We start from the raw sequence: 22,439 nt of genomic DNA on the forward strand, positions 1-22,439 counted from the left end.
GACCTCATGCGGCGGCGCGTCATCACGTGGCTCGGCGCGCTCGCCGTGAGCGCGTGCATCGCGGCGTGCGGTGAGGAGCCCGCGCCCACCGACTCGTCCGCCCAGGCGCCGCCCGCCGACGCCGGCCCGGTCCACATCCACGGCCTGGGCGTAAACCCCGCCGACGGTTCCACACTGATCGCCACCCACACGGGCCTGTTCAGCGTCGCGCCGGACGCCGACCGCGCACAGCGGATCGGCGACTCCTCCCAGGACACGATGGGGTTCGCGATCGTCGGGCCGGACCACTTCCTCGGCTCCGGCCACCCAGACCCGTCGGACACCGACCTTCCGCCGTACCTCGGCCTGATCGAGTCCAAGGACGCCGGCCGCAGCTGGCAGCCGGTGTCCCTGCACGGCGAAGTCGACTTCCACGTGCTCGAGTCCGCGGGCGAGCGGATCTACGGCTTCGGGTCCGACTTCGCCACCCGTGAGCCGCGCTTTCTCACCAGCGCCGACGGCGGCCGCAGCTGGGACCCGCTGACCGCGCCGGAGCCGCTGATCTCACTCGCGCTCGCCCCGGACGACCCGCAACGGCTGATCGCCTCCGGCGAACGGGGCCTACACCGCTCCGGCGACGGCGGTCGCACGTGGGAGCCGGTCGAGGCGCCTGGCCCCGGCCACCTGGCCTGGACCGAGGACGGCGTGACGCTGCTCGACCTCGAAGGCCAGGTCCACCACGAGCGAACGGAGAACCGCTGGCGCCCGGCGGGCAACATCGGCGGCCAGCCCGCCGCGTTCGATCAGGGCGCACCGGGGGAGCTGCTCGCCGCGCTGCACGACGGCGTGGTCATGCACTCCCGCGACCGGGGCCAGACCTGGGTCGTGCGTTCGCGGCCCTGAGCGCCTCGAACGCCGCCTTGCGCTCCCACCCGTCCGCCATCACCTTCACCATCCCGAAGCCCGCCATGTCGAGGTCGCGCACCGGGTCCGGGTCATGCGGGAACTCCGGCATCACGAACGTGAAGACGAAGCTTCCGTGCACGCCGCTCGCGTCGAAGACGTCGAGCAGGTCGCGCAGATAGCGCGCCTGCACCTGCTCATCGCGGACGAGCCCGGCCTTCACCCGCGGCGGGGACCGGAACCAGTTGACGACCTGGAAGGAGCCGGGTCCGGCGAGCTCGGCGCCGCGGAAGCAGCCGCAGCCGAACTCCGTGATCACGACCGGCTTCTCCGAGCGCGCGACGAGCGCCCGTACGCGCGCGGCGTAGGCCTCCGCGTCCGGACCGATCCGGTACAGGTTGACCGCGACCACGTCGAACTCGGTCCAGTCCACGTGCTCCCACAGCGCGGCGGCGTAGGTCACCGGACCGCCGAAGGCCGCCCGCGCGACCGTTCGCGCCGCCGCGAGCCGCCGTCCCAGCCGGCGCGTGATCCGGCGCCGCAGCAGCGGTCCCGCGCGCAGGATGAGCCACAACCGTGCGAGCGTGAACGACCCGGGGACGATCCCGCGCGTGAGCAGTGAGTACTCGTTGCCGACGAGGAGCGTCACGCGCCCCGGATAGTGCACGCGCAGCCGCTCGGCTCCGACCGCCACCCGCTCGAGGTGCTCCAGGCCGTCGCGCTGGTTCTCCTGCTGGGCCTCGATCCACACGTCGAGCCCGAGCTCCAGCGCCACCGCGGCGGCCGCGAGCTGACGGTCGGCGTCGTTGGCCTTCAGCGACACCGCGTCGCAGAGCAGCTCTTCGCGGATCACGGTCAGGTCCCGGCGCACGTCCGCCTCGCGCACCTGGTCGGCGAGATAGGAGATGCCCCTCACAGGCGCAGTCTTGCAATCCGCTCCCGGTCGCTGAGCCCGTCGATGGCGACGATCCGGCCGGCGCGGATCGTGAACGCGAGCACCGCGACGGGCACGCCGTCCTCGGTGGCGACGAAGCCCGCGGCGCCGTCGACGATCGCGGGGTGCGCCTCGCGCGTGCCCGCGAAGAACGTCGCGCTCTCGGCGACCGCGTGCGCGCCCTCGAGCATGCGCAGCGCGCCGACGCCATCGTCCGCGCGCAGGACGACCTGGGGATCGAGCAGCTCCAGCAGCGCCGCGAAGTCGCCGTCGTGCGCCGCGGCCAGGAACGCCTCGACGATCTCCCGGTCGGCGGTCGGCGCGTCCGGGTCGGCGCCGTGCACGCGCCGCCGCGCCCGGGACGCGAGCTGCCGCGCCGCCGCCGGGGAGCGGTCCACGATCGGCGCGATGTCCTCGAACGGCACCGCGAACAGGTCGTGCAGGACGAACGCCAGCCGCTCCGCGGGCTGCAGCGTCTCCAGCACCACGAGCAGCGCCGCCCCGACCGCATCCGCGGCCAGCGCCACGCTCTCCGGGTCCGGCGCGCGTGTGATCACCGGGTCCGGCAGCCGCCCTTCCTCCAGCGCCTCCTCCCGCCGCCGCTTGCGCGAGTCGAGCATCGTCAGGCACACGCGCGAGACGACCGTCGTGAGCCAGCCGCCCACGTTGTCGATGCCGTCCGTGCCCGCCCGGTCGACGCGCAGCCACGCCTCCTGCAGCGCGTCGTCGGCCTCCGCCGGCGAGCCCAGCATGCGCGTCGCCAGGGCGTGCAGGCGCGGCCGGTGCGCTTCGAATTCGTCCATCTCGTCACATCCTCGCGATTCGGTCGGTCAAGGCCATGACCGAGCCCAACCCCACGATGTGACCAAGGAGCTCCCCATGCTGCTCACCGCCCGCATGATCAACCCGGCGTTCGCCGTCGAAGGCGCGATGGAAGGCCTGCAGGCCGTCTCGAAGGCGATCGACCGCGCCCGCCTGCCGATCAACCGCGAGCTCGTCCACCTGCGCGCGAGCCAGATCAACGGCTGCAGCGTGTGCGTGGACATGCACGCCAAGGCGCTGCGCAAGGCCGGCGAGAGCGAGGAGCGCGTGTGGTCGGTCGGCGCCTGGCGCGAGACCCGCGTGTTCAGCGACGCCGAGCGCGCCGCGCTGGCGCTGACCGAGTCGCTGACGCGCATGGCCGACAAGGCCGACCCGGTCCCGGACGAGGTCTGGGACGCCGCCGCCGAGCATTTCGACGAGACCCAGCTCGGCGCGCTCGTGCTCGACATCGCCTCGATCAACGTCTGGAACCGGCTCAACGTCGCAACGCGGCAGATCGTCGGCGACCAGAGCTGGTGAGCCTTGCGGGCCCGGCCTCGATCCGCGAGGCCGGGCCCGAAGCCTCGTCTAGAGCCTGGCCGCGGCGGCCTTGACCGCCTTGCGCGCGGACTTGCCGCCCATCGTGGTCCACTCCTCGCAGTTCTGGCCGTCGGACGTGCACACGAAGCCGGTCTCGAACGGCAGGCCGGCGCGGCTGATGCGCACGAGCCAGGTGTTGTCGCCGCGGCGCGAGTAGGTGGTCTTCGACCGGCCGTACTTGGACTGGGTCGTCACGTCGGCGCGGACGCCGTCCGCCTTCTCGATCTCGCGGAACGCGGTCTGCGGATCGCCGTTGAAGCGGATGCACTTCATGTCCTCCGGCTGCGGGTCCGTCCACTCGCAGGAGAGGGTCTTGACGGCGGTGCTGTCGGCGTCCGAGATGACGATCTCGGTCTGAACGGGCGAGTAGCTCGGCTCACGGGCGTCCGCGACGCCGGCCGAAGCGAGCAGAGCGGTGGCCGCGACGGCGGCAAGCGTGTGGATTCGCATGGCCCCCAGGTCGCCGCCCGATCGACGGCGGGTCGCGGGTTCAGAACATTTTCGAAGACGTGACACGTTGCGGCCGGCCGTGCGTCCTCCGGGTGGATGTCAGAGGACCATCGACACGACCGCAAGCTCGCGGCGCGGGCGGGCGCGGGCGATGAGCAGGCGTTCGCCGAGCTCGTGGCCCGCCACCAGGACCACCTGCGGCACTACGTGGCGCAACGCTTCCGGCCGCAGCTGGCCGAGGACGCGGTGCAGGAGGCCTTGCTGTCCGCGCACCGCGCGCTGGTCGGCGGCACGCGCCCGGCCGATGTGCGCGCGTGGCTGACGACGATCGCGTGGCGGCGCGCGTCCGACCTCACGCGCCGCGAGCGTCACGCCGTCCCGCTCGACGCGGCGGTCGCCGGCCGGCCGGGTGACGACCCCGCGGCGCGTGTGCTGCAGGCGCACGAGCTCGGCCGCGTGGTGAGGGCGATGCGCGAACTGCCCGAGCGCCAGCGCCAGGCGCTCAAGCTGAGCGTGCTCGAGGGCCGCTCGGCCGCGGAGATCGGCTCGGTGCTCGACGTGCCCGCCGACGTCGCCCGCACGATCGTCGCCCGCTCGCGGCGCTCGCTGCACCATCGGCTCGCGGCGGTGGACCTCGCCTGCGACGACGCGCGGGTCGAGATGGAGGCGGCGGCCGCGCGCGGCGTGCGCCTCTCCGGGCTGGTGACGCTGCACCTGAAGTCCTGTCGCCCGTGCGCGAAGCTGCACAGCTCGATCCGGCGCCACCGGCGCGTCGCGGTGTTGCTGCCGGTCGGCTTGATCATCCGCACCGCCGCGCTGCGCGACAAGCTGCGCGACCTGATCGCGTTCAACCCGGCGTGGGAGGCGCAGATCGGCGCGGCGAAGATGTGCGCCGCGGCCTGCATGACCCTCGGCGCGGGCGCGACGGCGAGCGCGCCGGTCATCACGGCCGCGCTGCCCTCGCTCGTCCCGACCGCGACGGCCACCCCGACGCCGACCGCGACCCCGCCCGCCAAGCGGGAGAAGCCGCGCAAGGCCTCCAAGCCGCGCAAACCGGAGCCCACGCCCACCGCCACGGTCGTCGCGCGGCTCACGCCCACGGGGACCGCCACGCCAGTGTGGACCGCCACGCCGTCACCGTCGGCCAAGCGCAAGCAGCAGCCGCGCGCGGAGATCTCTGACCTGGACGTACACGGGCACGGCGCGACCCCGGGTTACCTGTACGCGCCGATCATCCCCAAGAGCCAGCGGCAAGGCAGTGCCTCGCCGACGCCGACACCCACGCCGTCGCCGACCGTCGTCCCGCAGGGGTGAGCCTCAACCGCTGACGGCGACGGTCGCGCATACGAGATAGTCCGTGCCGTCCCGGAACGGCCACTGCCAGACGGCGCGGTCGACGACCTGCGCGCCCGCCGCCGCGAGCGCCGCCCGCCCGTCGCACCCGCGCGGCTGGCGGCCTCGTTCCATCAGCCCCAGCGGTTCCGGCGCAGCCAGCACCTCCTCGAGCGTGAACGGCTGGACGTGGCCTTCCCACCAGCCCAGCACGTCCTCGATCAGGACCACCAGCGCGCCGGCGATCAGCAGGTCGCGCACCACCGCGTTGGTCAGCGACTGGCCGTGCGCACGCAGCGCCGCGGCCTGGAAGCGACGGCTCAGCTGCGAGTCCGACAGCGCCGGATAGAGCAGCTGGCTCAGGAACTGGTCGGCGATCACGACGTCGTACGGCGGGCGTCCGATCGTCTGCGGCGCCGGCGGCACCCGCACCGACCGGCCCCCGACGACGGCGCGGACGATCGCCTCGGCCGCGCCGCCCGTCACGTCCTGCGTGATCGTCCGGGCGCGCACGCCGGTGAGCAACAGCCGGCGCTGGGTGCCGCGCAGCGCCGCGGCGTCCAGGTCGATCAGATCCAGGCGCCCCGCGCGGCGGCCGAGCCGGCGCAGCGGCAGGTCGTGCCCGTTGCCCGCGCCCACGACGGCCACCGTGGCGCCGCGGGCGACGTGGCGGTCGAGCAGCGTCCACGCGGCGTCGCGCGCCGAGCGCCAGCGCCACAGCCGGCGCAGCCCGCCGTTCGCGTTCCGGCGCGCGTTGGCGGCGAGCGTGCGATCCATGGGCGGCACATCCTCGCAGCGCCGTAAGGCGACGGGCGCGGCGTGCGTCTTGGGTCATGACCACCCGGCGAGAGGACCACCGTGAGGGCAGACCCCTGGCGCGCCGAGCGCGCGCGTGACGAGCAGCAGGAAGGGCGGACCGCGCCGCGGGGCGAGACGGCCGTGCTGGACCCGGTGCGCCCGGGGCTGGCGCCGCACTCGCTGCTCGCCCTCCAGCAGGGCGCGGGCAACGCGGCGGTGAGCCGGATGCTGGCGCGCTTCAAGGCGCCCGACGCCACGGCCAGCGTCGGCGGCGACGGCCGCGACGTGACCTACCTGCCCGGGCCCGCCGCCGCGGAGAACGACACGCTCGCGCCCGGCGACAAGGGCTGGACGCTGCAGATGCTGGAGGCGGTGCCCGCCGCCTCCGGCCGGTCGCTGGCCTACTACCAGGACTCCCATCTCTCGACCGTGCGTCCGCACGTGGCCACGCTGGACGCGCAGATCCGCACGCGTTCCGGCCACGAGCAGCAGGCGCGCGAGGAAGCCGGCGACGCCACGTTCCCGCACTTCACGCAGGTGTGGACCGAGCGCGCCACGGACTGCGGCAAGCACGTCGAGCAGCTGATCGGCGACCGCGCGACCGAGCAGCGCTTGTGCGAGCGGTTCAACGCCGGCGTGCCGCGCGCGAACCAGATGTTCGTCTCGCTGGCCCGGCTGGAGGCGATGCAGGAGATGCTCGGCGTCAGCTCGCCCGAAGCGATGAGCACGGCCGTGATCGACAGCCTCAAGGAGGCGCAGGCGGTCGCGGAGAAGACGCAGCTCAAGGGCAGCGCGGGCGCGCTCAGCGTGCCCGCGGCCGACCAGCAGGTCGCGGACGCGACCGGCGAGCTGACGGTGGCGCAGACCACAATGGCGGCCGCCTGGACGGGCGTGCAGCGCACGCTCGTGCTCGATCGCGCCGCCGAGGTCCAGCAGGAGGGTGCAGCGGACGCGCAGCGCCAGAGCCAGATCGAGACGAACATCGGTACCTGGAAGCAGGTCGGGCAGGCCATCGACGTGTCGATGGCCGTGATGGGCGTCGGGGTGACGGGCGCGACCGAGGGCGGCGGGTTGCGCGGCGCGATGGACGGCGTGGGCGCGCCCGGCGTCTCGCGCGACCCGCTGACCTTCTCGCTGACGGTCGGCGAGGGCGGCGTCCCGGCGGGCGCGCAGGAGGCGTACGCCGCGGCCTCCGGTGCGACCGGCCTGAGCGTCCCGACGAGTGCCGGCGACGTGATGGAGACCGCCGCGCAGATCTACTACTTCGACGAGCTCAAGAAGATCCGCAGGCACCTCCAGACGCTGGAGAACGAGGTCGCCGGCCACCGGGCCGTGGCGGAGTCGCTCGGCGTGTCGCAGGCGCTGCAGACATTCAGCGCCGCGGTCGACGCGTTCGAGCACCACGCCCGCGCGCTCAAGAACCGTCTGCACGCGCGCCAGGGCGCGTACCTGCTGCTCGGCCAGCAGCTCGACGAGGCCGCACAGCGCGACCCCAAGGCGGCGAGGTCGGCGCCCGGCAAGGGCAAGGAGCGGTTCGCCACCGTGATGACCGTGACCTCGGCCGTGCGCGAAGTGCTGGCGATGGGCAACGGCGCGCGAGCCGGCTTCGGGACCGACGCCGCGGGCCTGCAGCAGCAGGTCGCGCAGATCGTCGCCCACCGCGAGCGGCCGGTGCACGGCTACCAGCGGTTCCGGTTCCCGGACGAGGAGGCCGAGCCGCTCGTGAGCGCGATCGAGCAGCTCAGGACCTTCGAGGGCAACTTCGCGGCGCTGGAAGCCGCCCTGGGCGGGATCGAGACCCAGGCGCGGACGATGATGACCGCGCTGGGCCGCGGCGAGGAGTCAGCTGCCGCCTACTAGCGCCGGAGCTTGAGCGACTTGGTGACCGCTTCGCCGGTGGACGGCTTCAGCTGCACGGACACGGTCTGCGAGCGGCGCGAGCCCAGCGCTCGCCCGCCGCGCCGTGACGGCTTGACCGTGACCGTGCCGGACCTGCCGCCGGCGACGCGGTAGGCGCGCGAGCCGACGGTCGTCTTGCCGCGCTTGATGCGGAGCGTGCCGCGGCAGGTCGCGGTGCCCGTGCAGGCGACGCGCACGGCGATCTTCCCACCCCGGTAGCGCAGCGAGCTCGAGCGCAGCGCCGGCCCCACGACGGTCCGCGCCCCACCCCAGTGCGGGTAGGAGCCGGCCGCCAGCACGCGCTCGGTGCCCGCGCCGGTCAGGTCCTTGATCACGATCTGGCCGTCGCGGTCGAACGCGACGCGGTCGCCCTCGGGCGAGAACACGGGCGTCGTGTCCGTCGTGCCGGCGGTGACGTCGCCCATCGCCGCGCCGTTCGCGAGCGAGTAGCGGACGATCCTGCCCTTGATGCCGGTCCCCTCCCCCGGCGTGAGCACGGCCACGAGCTCGGTGCCGGCAGCGTTCGCGCCCGGGAAGCCGACGCCGCCGCGCGTGTCGGCCGCGATTGGCGCCACGCACGTGCCGGAGACCTGCGGCGCCTCGGCCGGGCTCGCCATCGTGCACACCTTCGACGGCTCGCCGGGGCGCGTGTCCGCGGGCAGCGCACCGATCGCGGTGTTGCCGAGCCAGCCGTGCGAGATCACGCAGTACGAGCAGAAGCCGACGCCCTCGCTCTCGGCCGCGCCGACCGTGAGCCGGCGCACCCACACCGCGTTGAGCCCGCCGAACCCGTCGGGGCCGTTGTACCACCAGAGGTAGCGCGAGCCGTCCGGGGACATCAGCGGCTGGTTGACCACCGATCCGTTGAAGCCGATCGGCGCGGGCGCGCCGCCCGCCACCGGCGCCTTGACGAGCGCGCCGGAGGGATCCACCCAGGACGCCGTCACACCGTCGCGCGTGACGCCCGCGACGCGGCCCGCGGGCGCGAGCTGGCGCGGCTTCTCACCCGTGTCCGGGTCGACGGCGCACACCGCCTCCGCGCACTGGAAGACGACGGTGGACGCGCTCGCGGGCGTGTGCCCGAGCGCGAACAGGCATGCGCCGCTCACCGCGGCGATCAGGATCGAACGGCCGCCCATGCCGCTCGAAGATAGCCGGGGGTGATGTCGGTGGACGCCCGCTGGGGTACGTGGGCGCCCACCGACATCGGTTACGGCGTCGTGGTCGAGAGCGTGAAGACCACGCGCTTGGCGTAGGCGCCGGCGCGCAGCGGGTCCTCGGCCGCGACGGGCTGGCGGAGGCTGATCGTCACCTGGTCGCCCGCGACCTGGGTCGGGTAGTGCAGCAGCGCCACCGGGCTTGCGCCGAGCGGGGCGAACGCGCCGCCGGGCTGCGCCGCGTTGGCCGCCTTGACCTCCAGCGGTTTGGGCAGCCGGTTGGCGCCGTTGGTGAGCTTGCCGCTGCCGTCTGACCCGTCGGCGACCGAGAGCGTCGCCTCACCCGCGGTGCTCGTGACGGTCGCCATGATCGACGCCTCGTACACGTTGCTCACGCCCGGGACGATCGCGCCGAGGTTGGCCGTCGTCGTCTTGAGGTCGAGCGAGAGGACGGTCGGGACCGTCGCGGTGAACGTGTGGTCGACCTCGGGGCCCGGCGTGGCCGTCGGGGTGACCGTCGGCGTGGCCGTCGGGACGACTGTGGGCGTGGCGGTGGGCGTGGCCGTCGGGGTCGCCGTGGGCGTCGCGGTCGGTGTCGCGGTCGGCGTCGGGGTGGGCGTGGCCGTCGGGGTCGCCGTGGGCGTCGCGGTCGGCGTCACTGTGGGCGTCGCGGTCGGCGTCGGCGTCGGCGTCGTCCCGGTCGTCACCACGACCGAGCCGACCATGCCGCCGTGCGCCGGGCAGAAGAACCGGTACGTGCCCTCGGCGGGAAACGTGCAGTAGCCCTCCCAGCCTGCCGGCTGCGGGAAGCCCGGCATCGGCGGCGCGCCGTCGGTGTCGAGCGGGACGAACTGCGCGATCACGGGATCGGCGGTCTTGACCGTCTGGTTGCACACCGACGGCTTCGGGCTTTCGGGATAGAAGTCGACGCTGTGCCCCTGGAGGTTGTTCGGGGCGACGGGCGAGCGCCACGTCACGGACTGCCCGGCGGCGATGTTGACGACGGTGTCGCCCGTCCCGCCCGCGGCGTCCTGGAAGAAGTCGTCGCCGAGCGTGAACGTCGCCGACGGCGTCGGGCCCGTCTGCGCGAAGGCGGGAGCCGGGAGGGCGACGAGCAACGCGCCGACCAGCCACGGCAAGTACTGCGGTCTCAAGTACGTCTCCTGTCGAAAAGTCGAGCGGGAGCCCCGCGCCCCGGCGGCAAGCCGGGACGCGGGGTTCACCGGGCTGCTACGGGGTGGTCGTCGACAACGTGAAGGTCAGCGTCTTCCCGTAGGTGCCGGCCCGCAGCGGGTCGGTCTCCAGGATCGACTGCTTCACGGTCACCGGCACGTCCTCGATCGAGGTCGGCGCGGTCCAGCTCTTGAGCAGGACCGGCGAGCCGCTGATCGGGCTGAAGGCCCCGCCCGCGGCGCTCACCTCGAGCGGCCGCGGCAGCGCCACGGACCCGTTGACCATGCGGCCGGCGTTCTCGCTCGCGCGATCGACGACCGACAGCGCGGCGTCGCCCGTGGTCACGGTCACCCGCGCCTTGGTCTCCGTCGCGTAGTCCTTGGTCACGCCCGGCGTGAACGCGCCGAGCGTCGTCGGCGCCGACAACGTCAGGCCGAGCACGGTCGGGACCGTGGCCGTGACGTTGCCCTCCACGTCGACCGGGTGGATGATGCTGAACGCGATCGTCTTGACCGCGCTGCGGTTGCCCGCCTTGTCGATCGCGCGGTACTCGATCCTGTACGCGCCCTGGCCCTCGATGCGCGCCGAGCCGGCGAACGTGTTGCCGCCCGCGGCGTTCGAGAGCGTCGTCCAATCGCCGGCGACGCCGTCCTTGACGCTGCGGTACTCGATGCCGGCGAGGCCGGAGACCGGGTTGGCGTCACCCTCGGCGGCGGCGTCCGTCGCGTTGAGCTTGACCGTGACCGGGCCCGGATAGGCGCGGCCCTCACCCGGCAGAGCCGGGTCGAGCTCGGCCGTGGCGCTCGGCGCCGTCGTCTCGTCGTAGACGTTGAACGAGATCTTCACGATCTGCGTCGGGATCGTGTTGTTGTTGCGGCAGCAGCCGACGGCGTAGCGGGACATGTACAGCGCGCCGTCGGCACCGAACTGCGTGCCGATCACCATGCTGTTGAGGCTGGCCGTGTCCGAGCCGGCCGCGTTGGGCGGCAGCCAGTCGTTGACGCGCAGCATCTGGTTGTTGTCCTGCCGCAGGCGGACTTCCTTCCAGAAGCCGTCGTTGGTGCCGCGGTTGTTGATCAGCCACGCGCCGTCGTAGTAGCGCGGGAACGCGCCGGCGGACGCCGAGGAGGCGTCGTAGCGGTAGATCGGGCCGGCGATCGGCTGCATGCCGCCCTTGCCGAGGTCACCGAAGTCGGCGGGGTTCTGCTTGCCGGCCGTGGCCTCGTCGTACTTCTTCCAGATCGTCGCCTTCTCGGGCTTGGGGATCTGGTGACGGCCCTGGAACGTGGCCGGCGCCGGAGCCTGGCCCTCGGGCGCCCAGTTGATGTCGGACGGGATCTGGTCGAGCGAGCAGTCGTACTTCTGGCCCGTCGAGCGCGCGTTCTGGTAGTCCCAGCGCGTCGCCGTGTTCGGGGCCGAGTTGTCGCCGGCGCAGAACGGCCAGCCGTGGTTCGCGGGCTTGTCCACCAGGTTCCACTCGCAGACGCCGGCGAAGCCGCGATCCTCGCGGTCGGTACGAGCGTCGTTGCAGTACTCGCCCACGCCCACCAGGCCCGGGTTCGCCGGGTCCGTGTGCAGCGTGAACGGCTGGCGGAAGCCCATCGCGTAGATCTCGGGCCGCGCGTTCGCCGAGCCGACCGGGAACAGGTTGCCCTCCGGCACGTCGTAGGTGGCGCCCAGCTCGGGCGCCGCGTCCGCCGCGATCTCGCCCATCTTCGGCGCGATGCGGAGCACCTTGCCGCGGAGGTCCGCGGTGTTGGCGGAGGTCTTGCGGGCGTCCCAGCGCTCGGCCGAGCGGTAGTCCATCGGCTGGAAGCGGTCGTGGCCCGTGGCGTTCGGGGACACGTCGTCACCGATGCCCAGGTACAGGTTGCCCGCCGAGTCGAAGTCCAGGCCGGCGCCGCCGACGTGGCCGGGGCCGCCGTTGGTCGGGCCGCCCGGGTGGCCGGACGGCGCGCCGACGATCTTGGCCTTGGGGACGCGCAGGATCACGCGCTCGGAGCCCGGCATGACCGCCGAGCCGTCCTCGGTGAGGGTGAAGCGGCTGATCTGGTTGTAGCCGACGACCTGGACGTTGCCCTCCATGGGCCATGCCGGGTTGCGCGGGGAGTAGTAGACGAAGACGTGCCGCTTGTCCGGCTTGGTGAGGTCGAAGCCGGGCTGCAGGGACATGCCGAGGACACCGTCCTCGGAGGAGCCGTGGTCGGCGCGCGTCGGGATCGAGGCGACCGTGGTCTTGTTGTTCGGCTCGCCCTTCGGGTCGTGCATCTTGATGTAGCCGGTGGACTCCAGGCCCATGGGCTGGCCGATCTCGGACCAGTAGACCTTGCCGTCCGGGGCCACGTCGATGCCGATCGGATTGATGGCGTCGGAGACGAGCACCTGGCGCGAGAAGCTCGACCACACGGTGCCCGAGCAGTCGGACTTGCGGCCCTCGCCGGCGACCCAGCGGATGCCGCCGACCATCATCTTGACCATGTCGTTGTTGCCGTCGTTCTCGGTGTACCGGATGCCGTTGTGGCCCATGCCGGTGACCCAGGTGCGACCGTCACGGTACGCGCGCGTGGTCGCCGTGCCGTCGTTGACGTTGCTGCCGTCGTAGAGCTTGCAGTACGTGATCGGGTGGTCCTGCCCACGGGCGTTGACGCCCGGGTCATACGTGCGCTCGTCGAGCGTGGCGAGCACGTGGTGTCCACCGCGGACGTTGTTGAGGTAGTTGTAGTGCTCGTCGCCGATCTGCCATGTGTCAGGCAGATCGCGCGTCGAGAGGTGGTTGTTGTCGGCCGTCTGCACCGTGGCGAGGTTCGTCGTGGTGCTGTTGCGTGAGTGACCGGGCATCGTGGTGCCGATCACCGAGTTCGGGCCGCCGTCCCACCAGTCCCACACCGATTTGCCGGCACCGGCGTCGGTCGCGTTGTGGATGGAGGCGATGCCACCGCCGTTCTGCACGAAGCCGATCAGCGCGTTCTTCTGCGCGTCCTGGTCGAGCAGCGGGCCGGGGTTGTTGGTGTTCCACGACCATGACATGTTCAAGAACACGATGGCGTCGTAGCGCGCGAGGTTCTCGGCGCTGAAGATGCGCGGGTTCTTCTGCGCGTGGTTGCAGTTGTTGGCCGTGGGCTCGACGCCCGCCGCCGACCGCGCGCTGCAGTCCTCCCAGTCGACCGTGTACCCGAGCTCGGTGAGCTTGGCCTGGATCACGGGCCGGCCGTTGTTGATGCCGTCGGTGTGACGGAAACCGGTGGTGCCCGTGTAGAGCATCACCCGCTTGCCGTCACCGGGGCCCTGTGCGTGTGCAGCTGACGGGGCGACCGCGGTCAAACCCGCGAGCGCCACCGCGCACGTAACGCCGGCACGCCGAAGCCGCGCGCCGGAAGCACGTCGTGTGACCATCCACTCTCCTCCTGGCCCAGGCCCTCGTCCTGGGGTTGAAAATCGCCGGCTGCCTTACGTCAGTCAGCCAGCAGTTAACCTAACACTTGACACACCGATGTCAACGACTTATGCCGGTCTTACGGCCATAAGATGACTTCTTTCACTACTTACCTGAATTCACCCTCGAAAGTGACACAGGGTGTCACTTCAGTCGGTGACTGAGAGAATGCACCGCCGCCAGCCGGGTGGTTCTGGAAAGCGTCTACCGAACTCGCGCTCAGGCCACCGCCACCGGGGTCACGAGCGCCTCGAGCTCGCGCGAGATCAGGGCCGTGGCCGCGCCCAGAACCGGCGCCTGGGCGCCCAGCGCGCCCGGCACGACCCGCGCTCGGGCCATCGCCGGGGAGATCGCGTCGCGCGCCAGCCCGGCGTCGATCGCGTCGAACAGGACCGGACCGCCGTCGGCGAGCTGCCCGCCCACGATCACGCGCGCCGGATTCAAGAGGTTGACCGCGGCCGCGATCGCGGTACCGACCGCCAGCCCGGCGTCCGCGAGCAGCCGACGCACATGGCGGTCGCCGTGCTCGCCGAGCGTCGCCCACGCGCCGCCCTTCACGCCGCGCAGCTCGTCCTCGAGCACCAGCGGGCTGGCAACGGTCTCCAGGCACCCGCGCCCGCCGCAGCTGCACAGCGCGCCGGCCGGCTCCACGGTCACGTGCCCGAGCTCGCCCGCGATCCCGCTCGCCCCGCGGTACAGGCGGTTGTCGAGGATCAACCCCGCGCCCACGCCGGGCGAGAGCCGCAGATACAGCAGATCCGCGCAGCTGCGCCCCGCGCCGAAGCGGTGCTCGGCCAGCGCCGCCGCGTTGGCGTCGTTCTCGATCGTGACGGGCAGGCGCAGCCGCTCCTCCAGCCCGCCGGCCAGATCCACGCCGTGCCAGTGCGTGAGGCTGACGTCGTCCACGAGGTGCCCGTCATGGTCGATCGGCGCGGCCACCGCGACCCCGACGCCGAGCACGTACGCCGTGGAGCCCGCGTTCTGCGCGAGCAGCTCACGCACCAGCGCCGCCGCGTCGTCGAGCAGCGCCTCGCCGTTCTCGCCCCCGCGCACGGGCAGGCGGGCGTGGGCCAGCAGCCGCCCGGAGATGTCGAACATGCCGGCGCCCAGCTCAGTGCGCGTGATCTCCAGGCCGACCGACGACGCCGCCGACCCGGCCAGGAAGACCCGCATCGGCGGGCGCCCGGTGCGCCGCTCGGTCGCCGACCCCGGCACGATCCGCTGCTCCAGGAACCCCCGGTCCTCCAGCAGCCGCAGCGCCGTGGACACGGTCGGCCGCGAGGCGCCCACGCCGGCCGCGATCTCCGCGCGCGTGAGCCCGGGATGCTGGGCGAGCGTGCGCAGGACGCGCAGCATGATCGTCGAGTCGACGGAGGGAACGGCTTGGGCTTCGTGCATGCTTGGTGGGTGCTGACCGAGAAGGAGCGCCAGGATGGCGCACCCCACCCAGATCGCGCGACAGAGGTGACACCGTTCCAACTGGGGGTTCGAAGGGATGTGTCTGGGGGGTCGCGTGCCTAGCGAGGCCTTCGTCGGGCGCACGACGGAGCTCGGCGACCTGGGCGCCGCGCTGGCGAGGTCCCGGGCTGGGAGCCCCCAGGTCGTGCTCGTCGCCGGAGCCGCCGGCATGGGAAAGACGGCGCTGCTGGACCGCTTTCTGCGGGACGCCGGCGACGCGATCCTGGTCCGCGCGGAGGGCGTCGAGTCCGAGGTGGAGCTCGAGTTCGGGATCGTCGACCAGCTGCTGCAGCGAGGCGTGGGCGGCGACCACCTCGAGGCCGGGCGCGAGTTGCTGGACCGGCTCGACCAGCTCGAGTCCGAGGCGCCGGTGATCCTCGCCGTCGAGGACGCGCACTGGGTGGACGCCGGCTCGCTGCGCGCGATCCTGTTCGCCGTCCGCCGACTGGTCGCCGAGCGCGTGCTCACCGTGCTGACCGTCCGCGCCGACGAGCTGGACCGGCTGCCACCGGCGCTGCGGGCGCTGGCCACCGGTGCGCGCGGATCCGTCGTGACCGTCGAGGCGCTGAGCGAGGCGGAGGTCGAGGCGCTGGCGGCGGCGAGCGGCATCACGCTCTCGCGCCGCGTGGCGCGGGCGCTGCAAACGCACACCGCGGGCAGCCCGCTGTACCTGAAGGCGCTGCTGGACGAGCAGCCGGCGGAGCGCTGGAGCGTGGACGACGGCACCTGGCCCGCCCCGCGCTCGTACGCCGCGCTCGTGCATCGGCGCGTCGCCGCCGCGCCCGCGCCGGGGCGCCGGCTGCTCGAGGCGCTGGCCGTCGCCGGCCCCGTACACGCGGCCGCGATCGCCGGCGTGGACGCGCTGGAGGCCGCGGACGCCGCGCTCGCCACCGGCCTGGTCACGTTCGCCGACCGCACGTTGCGCTTCGGCCATCCGCTCAGCCGCGCCGCGGTCTACCACGGCCTCGGCGTCGCGGAGCGCGCGCGGCTGCACGCGCGCGCGGCGGAGCTGGCGGACTCGCCCGCGATCGCGCTGCGCCACCGCGTGGCCGCGGCCGTCGGCACCGACGACGTGCTCGCCGAGGAGCTGGAGCGCTCGGCGGCGGAGGCGCGGGCGCGCGGCTCGTGGCCCGCGGTCGCGACCGCGCTCCACACGGCCAGCCGCTTGAGCGCGGACGCGGCCGCGCGCGAGCGGCGGCTGCTGGAGGCGACCGAGGCCACCCTCTACGGCTCCGACCGGCTGCGCGCGCGGCGGCTCCTCCCCCAGGTCGAGGCGCTGGAGCCGAGCGCGCTGCGCGACGGCGTGCTCGCGTTCGTGGCGATCGCGCTCGGGCAGGGCGACCAGGCCGAGGCGCTGCTCGCGAGCGCGTGGGCGCAGTGCGACACCGAGCGCGACCCCGTCCTCGCCGCCAAGCTCGCCGAGCGCCGCGCGTACCTGGCGGTACTGCGCATGCGTGGGCACGAGATCGTCGAGTGGGGCCGGCGCGCGCTCGCGCACGCGCCCGACAACGACGTCACGGTGCCGCTGGCGACCTGGAGCCTCGTACTCGGGCTCGACCTGACGGGGCGCGGCGAGGAGGCGTGGGCGGTCGTCGAAGCCAGCATCGCCCGCCTCGGGGCGCGGCTGGCCGGGGGCGGCTACCCGCTCGCGGACGTCACGGGCAGCCTGCTGCTCGCGTCCGACCGCGCCGCCGAGGCGCGCGAGCACCTCGCGGTCGCCGCGCCGCCGATGGTCCGGCACGGTCTGCTGACGCCCGGCGCGCTCACCTACGCCCGGCTCGCCCGCGCCCAGTTCCTGCTCGGCGAGTGGGACGAGGCCGTCGTCAACGCGGAGCTCGCGGTCGCGGTCGCCAACGAGGCGATGGACCCGGCGTCACAGGTGCACGCGCTGCAGGTCGCGATGCTCGTGCCCGCCGCGCGCGGTCAGCGGGACGAGGTGGAGGGGCACATGGCCGCGCTCGAGCAGGTCGAAGCGGTGTTCGAGAGCCACGTCGCCGCGCGGCGGATCGGGCTCGCCTACGGCGCCGCGGAGCCGGCGCGCGTGCTCGCTGAGCTCGAGCCGCTCGTGACCGCTCCGGGCTCCGGTGACGCCGACGACCCCGGCTACTTCCGCTGGCACGACGTGTACGTGGAGGCGCTGCTGGACACGGGCGCGCTCGACGCCGCCGCGGACTTCCTCGCAGTCTGGGAGCCGTCCGTCACCCGCGCGGGGATGCGCGCGAACCTCGCCCGGGCGCGCGGGCGGCTCGCGTGGCTGCGGCGCGACCGCGACGGCGCCCTGCGCGCGCTGGCGCAGGCGCAGGCGGTGATCGCTCCGCTCGAGTACCCGTATGAGCAGGCGCGGATCGCGCTCGAGCACGGCAAGGTGCTGCGCCGCGACGGGCAGCGGCGCGCGGCGACGGCGCAGCTGCTTGCGGCCAAGGCCGCGTTCGAGGCGCTCGGCGCCGCGCCGTGGATCGCCCAGTGCAACGTGGAGCTCGAGGCCTGCGGCGTGGCGCTCTCCCCCGACGGCCGGCGCGGCTCTCGCGACGAGCTCACCCCGCGCGAGCGCGCCGTCGAGCGCCTGGCGGCCGCGGGCCGGACGAACCGCGAGATCGCGGCCGAGCTGATGCTCAGCGTCAAGACGGTCGAGAACCACCTCACGCACGTGTTCGCCAAGCGCGGCGTGCGCTCACGCGCGGAGCTCTAGGACGCGCGTGATGGCGAGCGCGGACAGGACCGCGCACGCCGCGGCGGCGGCGAACAGCGCCGGGTAGCCGCTCACGAGCGCGACCGACGCGACCGCCGGCGCAAGCACCTGCGGGAGCCCGTTCGCGAGCTTGAAGACGCCGAGGTCGCGCGCCGCGTCCTGCTCGCGCGAGCGCAGCAGGTCGGTGATCAGCGCGAGATCGACGGCCGCGTAGGCGCCGAGCGCGAGCCCGGTGATGCTGACCGCGAGCACGAAGGCCGGGAACGAGTCCGCCGTCACCAGCACGCACGCGCCGAGTGCGAACGTGAGCCCGGCGGCGAGCAGGAACGGCTTGCGGCGGCCCAGCCGGTCCGAAGCGCGGCCGGTGACCAGGCTGGCGGCGATCACGAACGTCGTGTTGAGCAGCGTCGCGATCGCCATCAGCTGCGGCACGTCGTCGGGCGAGCGGCCGAGATCCTCGATCAGGAACAGCGCCTGGTAGTTGCCGATGATCACGACGCCGAAGAAGAACGCGAGCCGGCTCAGCCACGCCCAGACCAGCGCCGGCGTGGGACGCACTCGCGCGGTGCCGGCGGCCGCCGGGGCGGCGGGCACCGCGGACGGCAGGGTGGACGCGAACAGCGCGACCGCGACGACGGCGGCAAGGGGCGGGGGGAGGGACAGCAGCCGGGGCGAGTCGCCGAGCGCGTCGAGCAGCCAGGTGCCGAGCACCGCGCCGATCGGCGGGCCGACGCCCAGCAGCCCGGACACGACGCCGCGCCGCGCGGGCGCGACGGCGTCCACGAGCACCGCCATCAACGAGACGATCACCGTGTTGCACCCGATCTGCGTCAGGCACCAGCCCGCGAGCAGCGGCGCGATCGAGCGCGCCTCGCCCATCGTCAGCGCGCCCGCCAGCGCGACGAGCGCGCCGCCGAGCAGCCACGGGCGGCGGGTCCCGCGGGTGCGGTAGGTGCGGTCGCTGAGCCAGCCGAACACCGGGCTCGCGAGCGCGACCAGCCCGCCGACGCCGAGGATCAGCGAGAGCGCCTGCGAGGTGTCCTCCGGCTCCAGCGCCTCCACCCGGATCGGCAACGAGACGAGCACCGGGGCCAGCGCCGCCGCCCAGATCGCGGCGTGCGCAAGCACGTAGAGCGCGGTGCGGCCGCCGGCCAGCGCGGGCTGGTTCACGCGCGCAGGCTACGCGAGCCGCGGTAATTGGGACTCGATGTGCAGGCGCATCGCGAGTCATGCGCGGCGGGCGGCGCGCGCGTGCAGCGCGTCGCAGACGTCGTGGCCGGGCGGCGCGGTACGTCCGTACCGTATGGTGATACGGTACGGACGTGCCCGCCGACCATCGCCCCCGCCGCGCCGGCGGCGCCCGCCGCACGCTCGTGCTCGACCACGTGGTCGCGGTGCTGGCCGATCGCGGCTACGCGGGCACGCGGTTCGTCGACGTGTCCGAGGCGTCGGGCGTGGCCGTCAGCACGCTGCAGCACTACTTCGGCTCGCGCGAGGACATGTTGATCGAGGCGCTGCGGCAGGCCACGTCGGTCGCCGTGACGGCGATGGAGGAGCTCGCGGCGCCGTTCGACGATCCGTGGGAGCAGCTGGTCGCAATGGTCGATCGGGGCCTGTCCACGGACGTCGCGACGTGGCGGATGCTGATGGAGTTCTGGACCGCCGCGGCCCACGACGCCGAGTTGCGCGATCACGCCGCCGCGCTCGCCGAGCAGTACCGCGAGCCGTTCCTGGACGCGGTTCGGCGAGGCGTCGAGAGCGGCGCGTTCACCCCGCGCTTCGACATCGCGGCGATCGTCGAGGTCGCCGTGGCGCACATCGTCGGCCTGCTCTACCCGGTCGTCCTCGGCCACCTGAAGCCCGAGGACACCGACTACCGCGAGATCGTCCTCGCCCAGCTCGCGTTCGCGCTCGCCGCCGCTCCCCACAACGAAAGGTGACCCGCATGTCCCACACGATCGTCAATCCCGAGGGGCTGCACGACCCGGTCCCGTTCGGCTACAGCCACACCGCCACGATCCCCGCGGGATCGGAGCTGGTGTTCGTCGCCGGCCAGTACGGATCCGACGCGCAGGGCGCCGTCGTCTCCCCCGACTTCGCGCCGCAGGTGCAGCAGGCCTTCGCCAATGTCGGCACCGCGCTCGCCGCCCACGGGCTCGACCTCGGGAACGTCATCCAGCTCCGGACCTACGTCGTCGAGCCCGACTTCGAGAAGCTGGGCATCATCGGCGCCGCCGTGCGCGACGGTTGCGGCGACACGCCGCCTCCCCAGACCGTGATCGGCGTCGCGGGCCTGGCCATGCCGGACATCCTGTTCGAGGTGGAAGCCGTCGCCGCCCGGCCCGTGCCGGCCTGAGTCACCGCAGGCGGCGGGCGCGCAACACGTCGTCGTGCGTGAAGGCCGAGCCGTGCGGCGCGCCGCCGGGCCGCGGGCGCGTCTCGGCCACCTCGATCTCCCAGCGGTCGTCGAGGAACGCGCTGACGTCCTTGGGCAGCACGTAACCGTCGGGGTCGAACCCGCGCGCGAGCGCGGCTTCGCGCTCCAGCGGCGCGTGACCCACGTAGAGCAGCGTCCCGCCCGGCGTCACTGCGGCGGCGAGCGCTCGTAGGACGGTCCGGTCCGGCGTCTTCTCGAGCGCGGGATAGTGCGTGGTCACGAGGTCGAACGGGTCCAGCTCGGTCGTCGCGAAGTCCCCGACCAACCAGCGCACGTCCACGCCCGCTGCCCGTGCCGCGCCTTCGGCCCGCTGGACGGCGACCGCGGACACGTCGAGGCCCGTCACGTCCCAGCCGGCGCGCGCGAGCCAGATCGCGTCCGCGCCCTCGCCGCAGCCGATGTCGAGCGCCGTGCCGGGCGCCAGGTCCGCGACCTCGACGGCGAGCGTCCCGTTGACGTTGCCGCTGAACATGCCCTCCGGCGCGGCGAAATAGCGCGCGTCCCATTCGGCGTCCGTGCTCATGGGAGACACGGTGGCGTGCGCGCGGTTCGCCGACAAGGGGCGCGTGCCGACCTGGCAAAGCCGGTGCGGCGCTTCGCACTGCGACGAGCTACTCGCGCTGACGGCTCAGGTACAGCGCCCAGTAGGCGAGCATCGCCAAGACGTGCAGGACCACCAGCGCCACCGACCAGGCGATGCGCCCGGCGTCACCCAGGCGCGGGTTCGAGAAGACGTCCCACACGAACAGCCCGATGGTCCCCCACACGGCGACGATCACCGCGAGCGTGATCCCGAAGCTGGCGAGTCCTTCCGGGTCGATGAACGCGGGGCGCGGCAGCCCGAACGCCCGGACCCACAGGAGCATGTACGCCAGCGCCCCCAGCGCGACCGCGAGCGTCAGCACGCGCGCCACCAGCGGCCAGTGGCCCGGCGACCGGCTCGGCCTTCGCGCAGGAGCCATCCCGCTGTGCACGCGGGCCTGGGTACCCGCGTGCGCCGCCGCGCACTCGCTCGCTCTACGCGTCGGCGATGCGCGAGAACACGACCGCGCCGGTCGCCGTAGTCCAGGAACGCGCGCAGCACCCGCTCACGCTCGAAACCCGCAGCTTCGAGCAGGCGCAGCGACGGCTCGTCCCCGGGGTCCACGCGCGCGAACCCGGCCTGTGTGAGCGCCCACTCGGCCGCCACAGCAGCCCCACGGCCGCATCCTGCCCGACGCCGTCGCTCAGGTCGGGCCGTGGGTAGCCGAGCGCCACCGCGTCGCGATCAGGCCTGAAGCGCCTGCTCGAGGTCGGCCCAGAGGTCCTCGACGTCCTCGCACCCGACGCTCATGCGGATCAGCCCGTCCGGGATGTGCTCCTGGCCCGGGTGCACGCTGCGGCGCTCCATCGTCGTCTCGACCCCGCCGAGGCTGGTCGCGTTGTAGATGATCTTGATCGCGGCGCACGCGCGGTCGACGGTCTCCGCGTCGGCGAGCTCGAAGCTCACGACCGCGCCGAAGCCCGGGTAGCGCACGCGCTGCACGGCCGGGTGGGCCTCCAGCCGCGCGACCAGCTCGACCGCGCTCGCGACCGCCGTCTTGAGCCGCACCGGCAGCGTGCGCACGCCGCGGGTGGCCAGGAACGCCTCCAGCACGCCCGGCGTGGCGCCGTAGAGGCTGCGCGCCGTGATGAGCAGGTCGCGCTGGGTCTCGTCCTTGGCCACGGCGGCGCCCATGAGCAGATCCGAGTGCCCGCCGAGGAACTTTGTCGCGGCGTGCACGACGACGTCGGCGCCGAGCTTGAGCGGCTGCTGGAGCAGCGGCGTCGCGAACGTGTTGTCGACCACCACGCGCGTCCCGTCCTTGCGCGGAGCGGCGCAGATCGCGGCCACGTCGGCCACGTCGAGCAGCGGGTTGGTCGGGGACTCCAGCCACACCATGTCCGCCTCGAGCAGCTTGGCGATCCACGTGTCGGTGTCGGGCGCGGGCACGCGCTCGACCTTCCACTGGTGATCGCGCGCGCCCGCCTCGGCGATGCCCGCGACGCCCTGGTAGCAGTCGTCGGGGATGACGAGGTGCGCCCCGGTCGGAAGCTGGCTCAGCACGGCGTTGCACGCCGCCATCCCGGACGAGAACGACACGGCGTGCCCGCCCTCGAGCCCGCCGAGCACCTCCTCGAACGCCTCCCAGGTGTCGGTCGCCTCCGTGCGGCTGTACAGCCGCTCGGTGCCGAGCACGAAGTTGGACGCGGGAACGAGCGGCGTGTTCAGGGGCGCGCCGGGGACGCGTTCGGGCCGGCCACCCACGATGGCCCAGGTCTCTGGCTTCATAGGCCACAGAGACTGGCAGCTGGTCGATCGAGGACACTCATGCCGGAGCCCGTAGAGCCCGGGGCCGTGCGAGAGGGGCGCGACG

The 22,439-nt window shown here is 73.4% G+C and carries 19 protein-coding genes; 7 read left to right on the plus strand and 12 right to left on the minus strand.

Going from position 1 to position 22,439, the window contains the following annotated elements; genetic code table 11:
• Window positions 1–6 precede the first annotated feature (6 nt).
• Window positions 7–882, plus strand: a complete 876-nt coding sequence (locus OJ962_RS15170; RefSeq protein WP_202953436.1) for a F510_1955 family glycosylhydrolase — start codon at window positions 7–9, stop codon at window positions 880–882.
• Here the strand turns inward: OJ962_RS15170 and OJ962_RS15175 are convergent.
• Both OJ962_RS15175 and OJ962_RS15180 read right to left on the minus strand, forming a co-directional pair.
• Window positions 830–1,798 carry a hypothetical protein gene (locus OJ962_RS15175; protein ID WP_202953435.1) on the minus strand — a complete coding sequence of 323 codons (969 nt, stop codon included), beginning with the start codon at window positions 1,796–1,798 and terminating at the stop codon, window positions 830–832. The genes OJ962_RS15170 and OJ962_RS15175 overlap by 53 nt on opposite strands.
• The gene (locus OJ962_RS15180) at window positions 1,795–2,619 is read right to left on the minus strand and encodes a sigma-70 family RNA polymerase sigma factor (RefSeq protein ID WP_202953434.1); all 825 of its coding nucleotides are present in this window, start codon (window positions 2,617–2,619) and stop codon (window positions 1,795–1,797) included. Before OJ962_RS15180 ends, OJ962_RS15175 begins: the two co-directional genes overlap by 4 nt.
• A gap of 76 nt (window positions 2,620–2,695) precedes the next feature.
• Between OJ962_RS15180 and OJ962_RS15185 the strand changes: the two genes are divergently transcribed.
• Window positions 2,696–3,157 carry a carboxymuconolactone decarboxylase family protein gene (locus tag OJ962_RS15185; RefSeq protein ID WP_202953433.1) on the plus strand — a complete coding sequence of 154 codons (462 nt, stop codon included), beginning with the start codon at window positions 2,696–2,698 and terminating at the stop codon, window positions 3,155–3,157.
• 48 nt (window positions 3,158–3,205) lie between these two features.
• Here the strand turns inward: OJ962_RS15185 and OJ962_RS15190 are convergent, their stop codons facing one another.
• Window positions 3,206–3,667 (minus strand): hypothetical protein, encoded by a 462-nt coding sequence (locus tag OJ962_RS15190; protein WP_202953432.1) that lies wholly within the window; start codon window positions 3,665–3,667, stop codon window positions 3,206–3,208.
• Window positions 3,668–3,763: 96 nt separating this feature from the next.
• Here OJ962_RS15190 and OJ962_RS15195 point away from each other — a divergent pair, with 96 nt between their 5' ends.
• Entirely contained in the window at window positions 3,764–4,981 is a 1,218-nt protein-coding gene (locus OJ962_RS15195) for an RNA polymerase sigma factor (protein ID WP_202953431.1), read from the plus strand.
• Between the two features lie 3 nt (window positions 4,982–4,984).
• Here OJ962_RS15195 and OJ962_RS15200 read toward each other — a convergent pair whose 3' ends face one another.
• Window positions 4,985–5,776, minus strand: coding sequence for a hypothetical protein (locus OJ962_RS15200; RefSeq protein ID WP_202953430.1), 792 nt, complete (start codon window positions 5,774–5,776; stop codon window positions 4,985–4,987).
• A gap of 81 nt (window positions 5,777–5,857) precedes the next feature.
• Between OJ962_RS15200 and OJ962_RS15205 the strand changes: the two genes are divergently transcribed.
• The gene (locus OJ962_RS15205; protein ID WP_202953429.1) at window positions 5,858–7,657 is read left to right on the plus strand and encodes a hypothetical protein; all 1,800 of its coding nucleotides are present in this window, start codon (window positions 5,858–5,860) and stop codon (window positions 7,655–7,657) included.
• Here OJ962_RS15205 and OJ962_RS15210 read toward each other — a convergent pair.
• The 4 genes from OJ962_RS15210 to OJ962_RS15225 form a co-directional block, all read right to left on the minus strand.
• Complete coding sequence (locus OJ962_RS15210; protein WP_202953428.1) at window positions 7,654–8,835, minus strand: TolB-like translocation protein; 1,182 nt, start codon at window positions 8,833–8,835, stop codon at window positions 7,654–7,656. The genes OJ962_RS15205 and OJ962_RS15210 overlap by 4 nt on opposite strands.
• Window positions 8,836–8,906: 71 nt before the next feature.
• On the minus strand, window positions 8,907–10,007 hold the full coding sequence (locus OJ962_RS15215; protein ID WP_270006444.1) for a hypothetical protein: 1,101 nt from the start codon (window positions 10,005–10,007) through the stop codon (window positions 8,907–8,909).
• A gap of 76 nt (window positions 10,008–10,083) precedes the next feature.
• Entirely contained in the window at window positions 10,084–13,347 is a 3,264-nt protein-coding gene (locus tag OJ962_RS15220; protein WP_270006445.1) for a ThuA domain-containing protein, read from the minus strand.
• 331 nt (window positions 13,348–13,678) lie between these two features.
• A complete protein-coding gene (locus tag OJ962_RS15225; RefSeq protein ID WP_202953425.1) occupies window positions 13,679–14,857 on the minus strand; it encodes an ROK family transcriptional regulator in 1,179 nt (392 codons plus the stop codon).
• Window positions 14,858–14,972: 115 nt separating this feature from the next.
• Here OJ962_RS15225 and OJ962_RS15230 point away from each other — a divergent pair, with 115 nt between their 5' ends.
• Window positions 14,973–17,606: a helix-turn-helix transcriptional regulator gene (locus tag OJ962_RS15230; protein WP_202953424.1), complete on the plus strand. Its 2,634-nt coding sequence runs from the start codon at window positions 14,973–14,975 to the stop codon at window positions 17,604–17,606.
• Here the strand turns inward: OJ962_RS15230 and OJ962_RS15235 are convergent.
• Window positions 17,589–18,776 (minus strand): MFS transporter, encoded by a 1,188-nt coding sequence (locus OJ962_RS15235; RefSeq protein ID WP_270006446.1) that lies wholly within the window; start codon window positions 18,774–18,776, stop codon window positions 17,589–17,591. The two genes, OJ962_RS15230 and OJ962_RS15235, sit on opposite strands and share 18 nt — an antisense overlap.
• A 152-nt stretch (window positions 18,777–18,928) precedes the next feature.
• Here OJ962_RS15235 and OJ962_RS15240 point away from each other — a divergent pair, with 152 nt between their 5' ends.
• Complete coding sequence (locus OJ962_RS15240; protein WP_202953422.1) at window positions 18,929–19,546, plus strand: TetR/AcrR family transcriptional regulator; 618 nt, start codon at window positions 18,929–18,931, stop codon at window positions 19,544–19,546.
• Between the two features lie 5 nt (window positions 19,547–19,551).
• Window positions 19,552–19,962, plus strand: a complete 411-nt coding sequence (locus OJ962_RS15245; RefSeq protein WP_202953421.1) for a RidA family protein — start codon at window positions 19,552–19,554, stop codon at window positions 19,960–19,962.
• 1 nt (window position 19,963) lies between these two features.
• On the opposite strand, the gene OJ962_RS15250 is transcribed toward OJ962_RS15245, so the two are convergent.
• The 3 genes from OJ962_RS15250 to OJ962_RS15260 all read right to left on the minus strand — a co-directional run bounded on the left by OJ962_RS15250 (window position 19,964) and on the right by OJ962_RS15260 (window position 22,354).
• Window positions 19,964–20,566, minus strand: a complete 603-nt coding sequence (locus OJ962_RS15250; protein WP_202953420.1) for a class I SAM-dependent methyltransferase — start codon at window positions 20,564–20,566, stop codon at window positions 19,964–19,966.
• Between the two features lie 88 nt (window positions 20,567–20,654).
• Window positions 20,655–20,957: a hypothetical protein gene (locus OJ962_RS15255; RefSeq protein WP_270006447.1), complete on the minus strand. Its 303-nt coding sequence runs from the start codon at window positions 20,955–20,957 to the stop codon at window positions 20,655–20,657.
• A 353-nt stretch (window positions 20,958–21,310) separates the two neighbouring features.
• Window positions 21,311–22,354 carry a trans-sulfuration enzyme family protein gene (locus OJ962_RS15260; protein WP_202953417.1) on the minus strand — a complete coding sequence of 348 codons (1,044 nt, stop codon included), beginning with the start codon at window positions 22,352–22,354 and terminating at the stop codon, window positions 21,311–21,313.
• Window positions 22,355–22,439: the final 85 nt, after the last annotated feature.

This window comes from Solirubrobacter deserti, assembly GCF_027587175.1.
GTDB lineage: Bacteria > Actinomycetota > Thermoleophilia > Solirubrobacterales > Solirubrobacteraceae > Solirubrobacter > Solirubrobacter deserti.

What these genes read in the sequence shown, in the direction of transcription:
- OJ962_RS15170 (WP_202953436.1), top strand. Translation starts at nt 7, where the DNA reads ATGCGGCGGCGCGTCATCACGTGGCTCGGCGCGCTCGCCGTGAGCGCG.
- OJ962_RS15180 (WP_202953434.1), bottom strand. Translation starts at nt 2,619, where the DNA reads ATGGACGAATTCGAAGCGCACCGGCCGCGCCTGCACGCCCTGGCGACG.
- OJ962_RS15185 (WP_202953433.1), top strand. Translation starts at nt 2,696, where the DNA reads ATGCTGCTCACCGCCCGCATGATCAACCCGGCGTTCGCCGTCGAAGGC.
- OJ962_RS15190 (WP_202953432.1), bottom strand. Translation starts at nt 3,667, where the DNA reads ATGCGAATCCACACGCTTGCCGCCGTCGCGGCCACCGCTCTGCTCGCT.
- OJ962_RS15195 (WP_202953431.1), top strand. Translation starts at nt 3,764, where the DNA reads ATGTCAGAGGACCATCGACACGACCGCAAGCTCGCGGCGCGGGCGGGC.
- OJ962_RS15200 (WP_202953430.1), bottom strand. Translation starts at nt 5,776, where the DNA reads ATGGATCGCACGCTCGCCGCCAACGCGCGCCGGAACGCGAACGGCGGG.
- OJ962_RS15210 (WP_202953428.1), bottom strand. Translation starts at nt 8,835, where the DNA reads ATGGGCGGCCGTTCGATCCTGATCGCCGCGGTGAGCGGCGCATGCCTG.
- OJ962_RS15225 (WP_202953425.1), bottom strand. Translation starts at nt 14,857, where the DNA reads ATGCACGAAGCCCAAGCCGTTCCCTCCGTCGACTCGACGATCATGCTG.
- OJ962_RS15245 (WP_202953421.1), top strand. Translation starts at nt 19,552, where the DNA reads ATGTCCCACACGATCGTCAATCCCGAGGGGCTGCACGACCCGGTCCCG.
- OJ962_RS15250 (WP_202953420.1), bottom strand. Translation starts at nt 20,566, where the DNA reads ATGAGCACGGACGCCGAATGGGACGCGCGCTATTTCGCCGCGCCGGAG.
- OJ962_RS15260 (WP_202953417.1), bottom strand. Translation starts at nt 22,354, where the DNA reads ATGAAGCCAGAGACCTGGGCCATCGTGGGTGGCCGGCCCGAACGCGTC.